7 protein-coding genes are annotated in these 12,840 nt (G+C 72.0%); 5 read left to right on the top strand and 2 right to left on the bottom strand.

Features of this window, described 5'->3' with window-relative positions:
* Positions 1 to 14: 14 nt before the first annotated feature.
* Positions 15 to 5,882, top strand: coding sequence for a ricin-type beta-trefoil lectin domain protein (locus tag ACFXAM_RS33510; RefSeq protein WP_380297044.1), 5,868 nt, complete (start codon positions 15 to 17; stop codon positions 5,880 to 5,882).
* A 109-nt stretch (positions 5,883 to 5,991) separates the two neighbouring features.
* Positions 5,992 to 6,468, top strand: a complete 477-nt coding sequence (locus ACFXAM_RS33505) for a hypothetical protein (RefSeq protein WP_380297042.1) — start codon at positions 5,992 to 5,994, stop codon at positions 6,466 to 6,468.
* Between the two features lie 173 nt (positions 6,469 to 6,641).
* Here the strand turns inward: ACFXAM_RS33505 and ACFXAM_RS33500 are convergent, their stop codons facing one another.
* On the bottom strand, positions 6,642 to 7,412 hold the full coding sequence (locus tag ACFXAM_RS33500; protein WP_380297041.1) for an SDR family oxidoreductase: 771 nt from the start codon (positions 7,410 to 7,412) through the stop codon (positions 6,642 to 6,644).
* Positions 7,413 to 7,483: 71 nt separating this feature from the next.
* Between ACFXAM_RS33500 and ACFXAM_RS33495 the strand changes: the two genes are divergently transcribed.
* On the top strand, positions 7,484 to 8,398 hold the full coding sequence (locus ACFXAM_RS33495) for a LysR substrate-binding domain-containing protein (RefSeq protein ID WP_380297039.1): 915 nt from the start codon (positions 7,484 to 7,486) through the stop codon (positions 8,396 to 8,398).
* A gap of 53 nt (positions 8,399 to 8,451) precedes the next feature.
* Positions 8,452 to 9,027: a TerD family protein gene (locus ACFXAM_RS33490; RefSeq protein WP_380297037.1), complete on the top strand. Its 576-nt coding sequence runs from the start codon at positions 8,452 to 8,454 to the stop codon at positions 9,025 to 9,027.
* Positions 9,028 to 9,127: 100 nt separating this feature from the next.
* Here the strand turns inward: ACFXAM_RS33490 and ACFXAM_RS33485 are convergent, their stop codons facing one another.
* The gene (locus ACFXAM_RS33485) at positions 9,128 to 10,399 is read right to left on the bottom strand and encodes a monooxygenase (RefSeq protein WP_380297036.1); all 1,272 of its coding nucleotides are present in this window, start codon (positions 10,397 to 10,399) and stop codon (positions 9,128 to 9,130) included.
* A gap of 223 nt (positions 10,400 to 10,622) precedes the next feature.
* On the opposite strand from ACFXAM_RS33485, the gene ACFXAM_RS33480 reads away from it, so the two are divergent.
* Positions 10,623 to 12,677, top strand: coding sequence for an FAD-dependent oxidoreductase (locus ACFXAM_RS33480; protein WP_380297034.1), 2,055 nt, complete (start codon positions 10,623 to 10,625; stop codon positions 12,675 to 12,677).
* Positions 12,678 to 12,840 lie beyond the last annotated feature (163 nt).

Here is a 12,840-nt window from a genome sequence, read left to right as displayed (position 1 = left end):
CGGGGTACGCGACGGTGTGGAACACGTTCACCGTCGACCGCAACGCGGACGGCGCGGCGACTACCGATATCGGTCCCGGTTCGGTCAACCTTCTCACCGGCGACCTCTCCGTCAGCGTCACCGACGCCGACGAGTTCGGCACCTCGGTGGGCCGCACCTCCTCCTCGCGTGACCTCGCGCGCGGCTGGCAGCCGCAGGGCGAGCGCCTGACCGCCAACCAGCGCCAGGTGGGCACCGACCTGACCGGCTTCACCGCCGGCCAGGCCGAGCTCAGCCGCTCGACCGCCCGCGGCCACGACAGCTCCACCGACTCGCTGCTGGTCAAGCCCGGCAACGGCTGGGACAGCTACGCGGCCGTCGGCCCGGAGTACACCTTCGCCCAGGGCATGCAGCCCGGCAAGACGTACCGCCTCACCGGCTGGATCTACGTCCCCGGCGCGACCGGCCTGGACAACCCGCTCGCCGACCGCGGCCTGACCCTGACCGGCCTCTACCACACCGCGGCCGGCTTCGGGCAGATCACCTCGAAGAAGGCCTCGTTCACCGACGCCTGGCAGCAGCTGACCGTCGACATGGTCGTCCCGAAGGACGCCGACCAGGCGTGGTTCCGGCTGTACAACGGCAACCTCCCCGGCACGGGCAAGGAGGTCTTCTTCGACGACCTGTCGCTGAAGGAGATCGTCGCGCCGTTCGGTCCGCAGTGGGCCGGCGGTGCTGACGCGGGGCCGGGCTCGGACTACCGCTCGCTGTCGTTCCCGCAGTCCGACCTGGTCGAGATCAAGGGCAACGACGACGCCTCGCTGACCTTCGCCAAGGGCACCGACGGCACCCTCTTCCCGGAGCCGGGCTCCGAGTCGCTCACCCTGAAGGCCGTGCCGGCCACCTCCGGTGCGATCGTGCTCAACGCCACCGGCCAGTGCCTGGAGGTGCCGAACGGCTCCGCGGGCAACGGCGCGGTGCTGCAGAGCGCTCCGTGCACCGGTGCCACCAACCAGCAGTGGACCCGGGGCGACGACCTGACGCTGCGGGTGCTCGGCTACTGCCTCGACAACCCGTGGGGCGTGACGGGCGACAACACCCGGCTGACCCTGTGGGGCTGCAACGGCGGCGACAACCAGCAGTGGGAGGTGCACTCCAACGGCATCGTGGTGAACCGCCACTCCGGCAAGTGCCTGGACGCCTACAACGGCGCCACCATCTGGGTCTGCTGGGCCGGTGCGAACCAGGTCTGGGACGTCCAGACCAACGGCACCACCTATGAGCTGGGCGAGCTGGACGGCTCGAAGACCGTCTTCGCCCGCCAGGCCGGTTCGAACATCTACCAGGTCATCGCCGACATCGGCGCCGAGGCCGACTCGACCACCCGGTACCAGTACGACACCTCCGACGGCCGCTCGCTCGTCAAGCGCGTGATCCCGCCCGTCGAGCCGGGCGTCGACGATGCCAACCACTGCTCCGTCGACCCGTTGCCGCGCGGCTGCGAGGTCATGGAGTACGTGTACGCGAAGTCCACCACGGCGACGGCCACGGCACCGGGCGACTACCTGGACCGCGTCAAGGCCGTCAAGGTCTGGTCGTGGAACCCGGTGACTTCCAAGCAGGAAGCCGTCGAGGTCACCCGCTACGTGTACGACGACAAGGGCCGTCTCGCCGAGGTCTGGGACCCGCGCCTGACGCAGCCGCTGAAGACCTCGTACGCCTACGACACGGACGGCCGGGTCACCAGGATCACCGCCGCGGGTGAGCTGCCGTGGAACTTCGACTACGGGAAGGCCGCGGCCGACCAGGACCCGGGGCGCCTGCTGAAGGTCCGCCGCGCCGCGCTGGCGCAGGGCAGCAAGGACCAGGTCAGCGGTGAGGTCGCGACCAACGTCGTGTACGAGGTGCCGCTGACCACGGGTGCCGGCGGTCCGTACGACCTGTCGGGTGCGGACGTGGCGAAGTGGGCGCAGCTGGACGCACCCACCGACGCCACCGCAGTCTTCGGTCCCGAGGACGACCCGGCCATCAACACCGCGACGGCGGTCAAGCCGGGGAAGGACGGCTACAAGCGGGCCACCGTCCACTACCTCAACGCCTCCGGCTCCGAGGTCAACACCGCGACCGCGTCGATCAATCCCGAAGGCGACATCGAGACCAGGGAGTTCGACCGCTACGGCCACATCGTGCGCTCCCTCAAGGCCAGTGGTCGCGCGATCGCGCTCGGCACCCACCCTGAGTGGGACCGCTTCACGGCCGAACTTGCCCTGCCCCAGATCCCGGCCGAACTGCTGGCCGCGAACCTGACCGATGAGCAGAAGGCGCGCAAGGCCGAGATCACCAAGTCCCGGGCCCGGTTCCTGGACACGCTCACCACCTACAGCCCTGACGGTCTGGACGTCGTCGAGACGCTCGGCCCGGTCTACCGTGCGTCGCTCGCCGAGCAGGTGAACGGCCAGACCACCCCGGTCACCGTCACCTCGGAGGCCGAGAAGCTGCCCCAGCTCGGTGGCACCGTTCCGGTCCAGATCGACAACAACTGCTGCGGTCTCATCTGGTCCGGCGGCGCGCACCTGAGCGTGCGGGCCACCGCCGCGGGCGGCTACGTCGCGCTCCGCGTCAGCGTGCCGGAGGAGGGCGACTACCTGCTCTCCGGTCAGCAGACCAGGTACAACGACCACGGCATCGTGCAGTTCGCGATCGACGGCCAGCCGCTCGGCCAGCCGATCGACCAGTACTCCGCCGATCCGGCCGTGGCGCCGTACGCGGTCGGCGCGCCGATCCACCTGGCGCGCGGTGACCACGAGCTGAAGGTCACCGTCACCGGCACCAACGCCGCCAGCACCGGCGCGCGTTACCACGCCGGGCTGGACACGGTGACGCTGACCAAGGCCACCACCAACCCGACCCTCGTGGCGGGGACCTCGGTGGTGGCGCGGGATCACAACACGATCGCCTACGACGAGGGGAAGCCGGACGGCCGGGCCTATCACCTGGTCACCACCCAGACCGACGGCGCCCGCATCGACGGCTATGCCGACGACGTCGAGCTGCGGGTCACCAAGAAGGGCTACGACACTCCGATCGGCGGCACCTCGGGCTGGGCGCTGAAGGTGGCGACCTCGGTCACCACCGATGCGCTCGGAGCGAAGCTGACCTCCACGGTCAAGTACGACGCCTCCGCCCACGCGCTGGAGTCCCGTAGGCCGGGTTCCAACGGTGCCGATGCCGGGACGGTGAAGTCGGTGTTCTACACCGCCGGCGCCAACCCGGACGACGCGCTCTGCGCCAACCGCCCCGAGTGGGCGGGCCTGCCCTGCGTGACCGGTCCGGGCGGTGCGATCGCCGACGCCGACGCGACCCGGATGCCGACCACCCTGCCGGTCAAGCGGATCACCCGCTACTCGCCGTTCAACGAGCCGGAAGAGGTGACCGAGACCAACGCGGGCAAGTCCCGCAAGACCGTCACCACCTACGACGGCGCGGACCGCATCACCTCCACCGAGATCACCTCGGACGAGGGCAAGGCGCTGCCGAAGATCACCACCGAGTTCGACCCGGCCACCGGCGACATCGTGAAGACCACCGCGGGCGGCAAGTCGCTGACCCGGGTGATCGACCAGCTCGGCCGGCTGATCTCCTACACGGACGCCGACGGCGGCACCACCACCTCGGAGTTCGACAGGTTCGGCAAGCCGGTCAAGGTCTCCGACCCGACCGGGTTCACCACCTACGCCTACGACCGCGCGAAGGAGCCGCGCGGACTGGTCACCTCCGTCAACGACAGCGTCGCCGGTGAGTTCACCGCGAAGTACGGTCCGGACGGCCAGCTGGTCGAGCAGACCTACCCCGGCGGGATCGTCCGCAAGGACACCTACAACGCGGTCGGCGAGGCGACGAGCCGCACCTACACCCGCACGTCCGACAACAAGGTGATCTGGGCGCAGACCACCGACATCTCCACCCAGGGCCAGGTGGCCAAGGACACCAGCTCCACCGCCACCCGCACCTACCAGTACGACCGGCTCGGCCGGCTGGTGAAGGCCGAGCAGTCCACGGTCACCACCGGCTGCGTCACCCGCCAGTACGCCTTCGACGAGCGCTCCAACCGCCTGTCCAAGCAGACGTCCCCCAAGGGCGTGTCCGGCGGGTGCAGTACGGACGGGGCCACGGCGGAGAGCCACACCTACGACAGGGCCGACCGCCTCACGGACGCGGGCTACACCTATGACGCCTTCGGGCGCACGGTGACCACCGCGACCGGTGCGACCAACACCTACTGGGCCAACGACCGTGTGGCGGCCCAGGAGAAGGGGGACACCAAGCAGGAGTGGGCACTGGACGCCGCCCACCGCCTGACCGCGTTCACCACCTCGAAGAAGCAGGCGGACGGCTCCTGGGCCAACGCCACGTCCAAGCTGAACCACTACGGCGACGACGGCGACGAGGTCCGCTGGACCGTCGAGGACACCACCCAGGGCACCCTGACCCGCAACGTCTCGGGCCCCGACGGCGACCTCACCGCCACCACCAGCAGGACCGGTGACGTCCGGCTCCAGCTGACCAACCTGTTCGGCTCGGTGGTCATCACCACCGACACCGCGCTGACCGCGCCGGTGGTGCTGGACTTCGACGAGTTCGGCATTCCGCAGGACGGCCAGGCGGTGGTCCGCTACGGCTGGCTCGGCGGCAAGCAGCGCTCGGCCGAGGCCCAGGACGGCGACATCCTCATGGGTGCCCGCCTCTACAGCCCGGCGCTCGGACGGTTCCTGCAGATCGACCCGGTCCCCGGTGGCAACGCCAGTGCCTACGACTACTGCACCGGTGACCCGGTCAACTGCACCGACCTCGACGGCAACTGGGGCATGCCCAAGTGGCTGAAGAAGACGGTGGAGGTGGTCGCCAAGGTCGCGGAGGTGGCGTCCTACATCCCCGGTCCGATCGGCGCGGTCGCGGCCGCGGTCTCCTCGGTGTCCTACGCGGTCACGGGGAACTGGGAGAAGGCCGCCGAGATGGCGGTGACGGCGGTCGCCCAGACCGTCGGCGCGGGACCGGTCGTCAAGGCCGCGGCCGCGACGGTCAAGGCCGTACGGGCGTCGTCGAAGGTACAACGGGTGACGTCCGTTGCCCGCCGGGTGTTCCGGACCTGCAACTCCTTCGACCCGAGCACACCGGTCCTGATGGCGGACGGGAACTACCGCCCCATCGGCTCCGTGGCGGTCGGTGACCGTGTCGCCGCCGTCGACCCCGTCACCGGTGAGGCGATGGCCGCGCCGGTCCTGGAGGTCTTCGTCACCTTCGCGACCAAGCACATGGTCGACATCGACACGGACCTCGACCCGAATACTCCGGCGATCCGCGCCACGGCCTACCACCCGGTCTTCGTCGAGGACCGCGGCTGGGTCGACGCGGGAGCCGTCCAGGTGGGCGACCGGCTGATCGGCTCGGACGGCGTCCCGGCCGAGGTGCGTTCCGTCGAGGACGAGGGCGATGTCGCCGACCAGCTCGTCTACAACCTCAATGTCGGTGACGCGCACACCTACTTCGTGGCGGGCGGCACCGGTGACGCGCTGGTGCACAACACCAGCGAGGTCTGCCCGATCACGAAGAAGGCGGTGATCAAGGCCCACGGTCTGCCCACGCGCGGCAAGATCCGGTACGTCCCGCCGTCCCACTGGCGGCCCAACCAGCCGCTGCCGACCGGCCGGGTGAACGGCCGGAGCGGAATCCTCGACAAGCACGGCAACGCCTGGGTCAAGGGACCGTCCCGCACCGCGGGTGAGAAGTGGGAGTGGGACGTCCAGCTCAAGAACCACCGAAAGTACTTCGGTACGAAGGTGAACCATCTCAACGTGAGCCTCAAGGGAAGGCTGACACACGTGTCGAAGAAGAAGGGACACTGACGCCCGACGCCTGAGCAGCAGGCCCCGCCGATCCCAGGGATCGGCGGGGCCTGCCGTATTATGGTCGGAATTCAGAGCGGAGAAATCCATTTCCTTGGGGGGCGGTCCGGTGGGGCATGCGAACGGGGCGGACGGCGGGGGCTCCTGGCCGGCCGGAGCGGTGTTCTCCCGGCGTGAAATCGTCCGTCTCCGCAACCCCGCCGAACCGTCCGGAGACGGGTTGTTCCTCGGGGACGAGCTGGTCGGTTCGGCCGGAGTCGTGGTGGAAGCCGTGAGCGAAGGCGGCGACATCTCCTACGGGGTCTACCTGGTCCAGGACGGTTCGCTGTGGAGCCTTCCGGGTGAATTTCTCGAATCGGCCGGGGAATTGAGCCCGCTGGATCCCTTGGCGGCGGTCAATGGATTCCTGGGCTGTTCCGCCGAGATCCTCGACGACATGCCCGATGTGCCGATGAGCTGCGGCGATGTCGTGGAGGTCGTGGGGGTGGGGATGGAGCGGGACGGTTCGGCGTCCACGTACGCCGTCCACGTTCCCCCGGACGGCGAGATCGTGGTCGTCGCCGCCGCCGAGATCCGGTTCCTCTGACCGGGCGTCCGGGCTGTACGTCGACGAGTTCGAGTCGCCGTACCTGACGAGGTCGACTTCGAACCCGCCGGGCCTGCGGAGCCCGGGGGCTCCGCAGGTGTGTGGAGGCCTGTTTCCACTACTGGACGGACGCCGCGCCCCGGGCGGCGGAAGCGGAAGGGGTCCGCTCACCATCAGGCCAGGCGGCCGCCGCCGTCGACGTGGAGGACGGTGCCGGTGACGTAGGGGCTGGTCATGGCGTAGTGGACGGCGTGGACCAGGTCGTCGGTGGTGCCGGTGCGGCGGGCGGGGTTGCGGGTGGCGGTGGTGTGGAGGAAGGCGGCCTTGTCGGCGCCCAGGCGGTCCCAGGCGCCGGTGTCGACGATCCCGGGGGAGACGGCGTTGACGCGGACGGGGGCGATCTCGACGGCGAGGGCCTGGACGAGGAAGGCGAGGGCGCCGTTGGTGGTGGCCATCACGGTGCGGGCGGGGGCGGGGCGCCAGGCGGCGACGCCGGAGAAGAAGGTGAAGGAGGCGCCGTCGGGGGTGTCGGTGGCGGCGTTCGGGGCGAGGTGCTTGGCGAGCAGCAGCGGGCCGTAGACCTTGGCGGCGAACGCGCGGTGGATGTCGGCGAGTTCGAGGTCGGCGAGCGGGCCGTTGGCGGGCAGGGCGGCGGTGGAGACCAGGTGGTCGAAGCGGCCGGTGGCGGCGGCGAGGGCGGCGATGGACGCCTCGTCGGTGAGGTCGACGGGGACGACCTTCGCGGGGCCGGACAGTTCGCCGGCCGTCCACTCCAGCTTGCGCGGGTCGGGGCCGGCGAGGATCAGTTCGGCTCCGGCGGCGGAGGCGGCGTGGGCGAGGGCGCGGCCGGTGTGGGAGCCGGCGCCGACCACGACGACGCGGCGGGAGGCGAGGGGGAGCGGGAGGGTGACGGGGAGGGGGAGGGGGAAGGTGTTGGCGGTCATGCCTAAAGGCTGCTCCGACCAGCGGTGATGCGTCCAAGGATTGTTTTCTGTCGAACCCATAAACTGCGTGCATGGCTACCCTCCGGCAGTTCGAGTACCTGGTCACCGTCGTCGACACCGGCTCCTTCACCCGTGCCGCCGAGCTGCTGCACGTCACCCAGCCGGCGCTGTCGCACCAGGTGCGGGCGCTGGAGAAGTCGGTGGGCGGGCCGCTGCTGGAGCGGTTGCCGCGGGGGGTGCGGCTGACGCCGGTGGGGCGGGCGGTGCTGCCGCACGCGCGGGCGGCGCTGGCGGACGCCGGGCGGGTGCGGGCGGCGGCCCGGCAGGCGGCCGGACTGGCGGGCGGGGAGCTGGAGTTGGCGACGGTGTACTCGGTGAGCCTGGGCATCCTGCCGCCGGTGCTGCGGGCCTGGCGGGCGGTGCATCCGGGGGTGCGGATCCGGCTGCGGGAGTTCGCGCACAACGAGGAGCTGCGGGCGGCGATGGCGGCCGGGCAGGCGGACGTGGCGGTGGGGACGCCGCCGGCGGACTGGGAAGGGCCGATCCGGGAACTGGGGGTGGAGGAGTTCGTGCTGGTGCTCCCCGAGGAGATGGGCGCGGGCAGCGGCCGGGTGCCGCTGGCGGAGCTGGCCGGATGCGACTGGGTGCACTACGCGCCGGGCAACGGCCTGGCGGACCTGCTGGACGCGGCGTGCGCGGAGGCGGGGTTCCGGCCCCGGGCGGCGGTGCGCACCGAGCAGACGGCGGCGGCGCCGCTGCTGGCGGCCGCCGGGCTGGGGCCGGCGCTGGTGCCCGCGAACATCGTGCCGGCCGGGTTCGAGGGCCTGGTGCGCCGGCCGGAGCCGCCGGTGCGCCGGCCGCTGGCGGCGTACACCCGGACCAGGCCGGACGCGCTCACGGCGGCGTTCGTCGAACTGCTGTCCGGGCGGGCCTGTCTGTTGCCGGACCACGTGGCCGGTCTGTTGTCGGGTGACGGATACTCGTGATCTCTACAGTGCTGTAGATTCGTTGGCAGGGAGAGCGACCGAGGAGGGCAATCGTGGGAGTTTCGCTGGCCAAGGGCGGCAATGTCTCGCTGACCAAGGAGGCGCCGGGACTGACGGCCGTCATCGTCGGACTCGGCTGGGACGTCCGTACCACCACCGGCGCCGACTACGACCTGGACGCGAGCGCGCTGCTCTGCAACGCGCACGGCAAGGTGGTCTCGGACCAGCACTTCGTCTTCTTCAACAACCTGACCAGCCCGGAGGGTTCGGTCGAGCACAGCGGTGACAACCTCACCGGTGGCGGTGACGGCGACGACGAGCAGATCAAGGTGGACCTCGCCGCCGTCCCGGCGGAGGTGGCCAAGGTGGTCTTCCCGGTGTCGATCTACGACGCGGACGCCCGGTTCCAGAGCTTCGGCCAGGTGCGCAACGCGTTCATCCGGATCGTCAACCAGGCCAACGGCCAGGAGCTGGCCCGCTACGACCTCACCGAGGACGCCTCCACCGAGACCGCGATGGTCTTCGGCGAGCTGTACCGCAACGGCGCCGAGTGGAAGTTCCGGGCGATCGGCCAGGGCTACGCCTCCGGCCTGCGCGGCATCGCCACCGACTACGGCGTGAACGTCTGACCGGCGTGAACGTCCGATCCGCGTGAACGTCTGACCGGCGGGCCCCCCGAGGGGGACCCCGCAGGTCGGCAGCGGGTCACCGGGCGGTCGACTGAGCGGGTCAACGCCCGGTGGCCGACGGCGGGTTCGGCGCCCGGTCGAGCGCCAGCCCGCCGAATCCGCCGGTGCTGCCCAGCTGTTGGCGCCACCACGCCACCATGCCCGGCTCGTCGATGGCCGACCAGTCCGGCGCGCCGGTGACCTGGGCCCGGCCGAGCCGGCGGCTGAGGTCCACCAGGGCGTGCCCGGCCGCGCCGCGCTCGCGGTCGTAGCCGGGCAGCAGGTCGGCCCAGTCCGCCGTCGTCCGCCAGGCGTCCTCGAAGGCGCAGGCGTCCTGGAGCGCCTTGGCGGCGCCGCTGGTGGTGTGCGGGCGGACCAGCGTCGCGGCGTCACCGGCGAGCAGCAGCCGCCCGGCGGTGCGGCGCGGCGTCTCCAGGTCGTGGATCGGCTGGAGCAGGATCCGCCCGACCGGGGTCAGGGTGATCACGCCCGCCCAGTACGAGGGCAGGACGCGCCCGGCGAGCTCGGCCAGTTCGCCGTGGTGGGCGGCGTCCAGCGAGCCGACCGGGAAGCCGAGCGGGTCGGAGTCCTCGTCGGCGCGCTGCAGCCAGGCGGGGGCGGGGGCGTAGAAGACCCAGTTGACCAGGGTGGTGCCGGGTTCGAGGCCGGGGATGCGGTAGAGCACCACCTGACCGCCGGGGTAGCAGACGGTGATCACCTCCTGCTCGGGCCAGCGGGCCGCGCCGCCCGGGAGGGTGTCCAGCAGCCGGGCGTCGAAGCTGCCGCGCCAGGCGACGTACCCGGCGTACTCGGAGCGGGCCTCGGGGCAGACGGCGGTGCGCACCACCGAGCGGTGGCCGTCGGCGCCGACCACGAGGTCGTGCTCCTCGCGCCCGCCGGCCGCCGTCTCCACCCAGGCGGGCCCGGCGGCGTCGGTGCCGCCGGCCGCCGTGACGGCCGTGCCGGGGCGGAACTCGACGCCCTCCGGGGTGCGTTCGCGCAGGCCCTGCCAGAGCACGCCCCAGTGGTAGGAGTGCATCGCCATCGGCTGCACCCACAGCGCCCGCCCGCGCGGGCCGGAGCCGCGCTCGTCCTTGGCGAGCCAGTGCCGGGCGGTGACGGGGTGGTGCCGGATGCCGTCGTCGAGGTGCCCGGCCCGGACCAGTTCGTCGTAGCGGTCCAGCAGGATGCACAGGCCCACCCCGCGGTCCTCCAGGTGTCCCGGACTGCGCTCCAGCACGGTGACCCGCTCGGCGCCGCCCCGGGCCGCCGCCCGCGCGAACGCGCACCCCGCGATGCTGCCGCCGACCACGGCGACCGATCCACCCCGCACGGCCTTCTCCCCTCCTCGCCGGGGCCCGCCGACCGGGTCCCGTCCGCCGATGTCCGTCGTTTCCTCGTTCGTTCCGTCGACCTGTCGACGATACGACGTGAACTGATGATCCGTCAGCGAAAGCCGGCCGGTGTTCCCCGGATCACCTATGCAACTGGTTGCATAGGGTCCTGCGCGTCCCCTACCGTGGAGTAACCACCAGCCCCTCCCAGGAGACGCCGCGATGACGACGACCGCCGGCACCCCCGCAGCCCCCTACCCGCACCTGCTGCGCCCGCTCGACCTCGGGTTCACCACCCTCCCCAACCGCGTGATCATGGGCTCCATGCACGTCGGCCTGGAGGAGGCGCCCGGCGGCTTCGAGCGGATGGCCGCCTTCTACGCCGAACGCGCCCGCGGCGGCGTGGGCCTCATCGTCACCGGCGGCATCGCCCCCAACGAGGCCGGCCGCCCCTGGGACGGCGGCGCCAAGCTCACCACCGAGCAGGAGGCCGACGAGCACCGCGTCGTCACCGACGCCGTGCACGCCGCCGGCGGCCGGATCGCCCTGCAGATCCTGCACTTCGGCCGCTACGCCTACCACCCGGGCCTGGTCGCCCCCAGCGCCGTGCAGGCCCCGATCAGCCCCTTCCCACCGCGCGCCCTCACCGCCGAGGAGGTCGAGCGGACCATCGACGACTTCGCCCGCTGCGCCGAGCTCGCCCGGCGCGCCGGGTACGACGGCGTCGAGATCATGGGCTCCGAGGGCTACCTGGTCAACGAGTTCATCGCCGCCGCCACCAACCACCGCGAGGACGAGTGGGGCGGCCCGTACGAGAACCGGATGCGCTTCCCGGTCGAGATCGTCCGCCGGGTGCGCGAGCGGGTCGGCCCCGACTTCATCCTGATCTACCGGCTCTCCATGCTCGACCTCGTTCCCGGCGGCTCCACCCTCGACGAGGTGATCCGCCTCGCCGGGGCGGTCGAGGAGGCCGGCGCCACCATCATCAACACCGGCATCGGCTGGCACGAGGCGCGCATCCCCACCATCGCCACCTCGGTGCCGCGCGGCGCCTACGCCTGGGTGACCAAGCGGGTGATGGGCTCCGTCTCCGTCCCGCTGGTCACCACCAACCGGATCAACACCCCCGAGCTGGCCGAGCACCTGCTCGCCGACGGCTTCGCCGACCTCGTCTCGCTCGCCCGCCCGCTGCTCGCCGACCCCGAGTTCGTCGCCAAGGCCGCCGAGGGCCGCCCCGAGGCCGTCAACACCTGCATCGGCTGCAACCAGGCCTGCCTCGACCACACCTTCAGCGGGCGGATCACCTCCTGCCTGGTCAACCCGCGCGCCTGCCACGAGACCGAGCTCGTCCTCGCCCCCACCCGGCTCGCCAAGCGGATCGGCGTCGTCGGCGCCGGACCGGCCGGCCTCGCCTTCGCCGTCACGGCCGCCGAGCGCGGCCACCGGGTCACCCTGTTCGACGCGGCCGACACCATCGGCGGGCAGCTCGACATCGCCCGTCGCATCCCCGGCAAGGAGGAGTTCGCCGAGACCCTGCGCTACTACCGCCACCGGCTCGACGCCCTCGGCGTGGAGCTGCGGCTCGGCGCGTGGGCGCAGGCGCCCGACCTCGCCGCGGAGGGCTTCGACGAGATCGTGCTCGCCACCGGCGTCACCCCGCGCGTCCCCGACGCCGCCGACCTGCCGGGCGTCGACCACCCCAGCGTGCTCGGCTACCTCGACGTGCTGCGCGACGGCGCCCCGGTCGGCGAGCGGGTCGCGATCCTCGGCGCGGGCGGCATCGGCTTCGACGTCGCCGAGTACCTCACCGACGCGGGCGACGCGGCGAGCCTGGACGCCGCCGTCCACCGCCGCCACTGGGGCATCGACGAGGAGTACCGCGAGCGCGGAGGGCTCGCCCGCCCCGAGCGCCCCGAGCCGCCGCGCCGGGTTCACCTGCTGCAGCGCAAGGCGGGCAAGGTCGGCGCCGGGCTCGGCAAGACCACCGGCTGGATCCACCGCACCGAGCTCAAGCACCGCGGCGTCACCATGGTCGCCGGCGCCCGCTACGAGCGGATCGACGACGCCGGACTGCACCTCACCCTCGACGGCGAGCCGCAGCTGCTGCCCGTGGACACCGTGGTGCTCTGCACCGGCCAGGAACCGCGCCGCGACCTGGACACCGCCCTGCGCGCCCTCGGCCTCACCCCCCACCTCGTCGGCGGCGCCCACGAGGCAGCCGAACTCGACGCCAAGCGCGCCATCAAGCAGGGCACCGAACTGGCCACCACCCTCTGACCCCACCCCCACACGACGTACCTGTCGGCCACCCCCGGCCCCGGTCCGCTCCCGTCCCGGCAGCCGGGAGCGGACCGGGAGGGCGTGGCGTACCCGCCGGTCGCCGAAGGCTCCGGTCCCGGCCTTCGGCTCCGGTCCCGGCCTTCGGCTCCGGTCCCGGCCT

The organism is Kitasatospora sp. NPDC059462 (assembly GCF_042749955.1).
Classification (GTDB): domain Bacteria; phylum Actinomycetota; class Actinomycetes; order Streptomycetales; family Streptomycetaceae; genus Kitasatospora.
The sequence above is the reverse complement of the archived record's forward strand: the minus strand, read 5'-3'. Positions and strand labels throughout refer to the sequence as shown.

Excerpts from the sequence above, each read along its gene's own strand:
- ACFXAM_RS33500 (WP_380297041.1), bottom strand. The coding sequence starts at position 7,412 with ATGACCGCCAACACCTTCCCCCTCCCCCTCCCCGTCACCCTCCCGCTC.
- ACFXAM_RS33495 (WP_380297039.1), top strand. The coding sequence starts at position 7,484 with ATGGCTACCCTCCGGCAGTTCGAGTACCTGGTCACCGTCGTCGACACC.
- ACFXAM_RS33480 (WP_380297034.1), top strand. The coding sequence starts at position 10,623 with ATGACGACGACCGCCGGCACCCCCGCAGCCCCCTACCCGCACCTGCTG.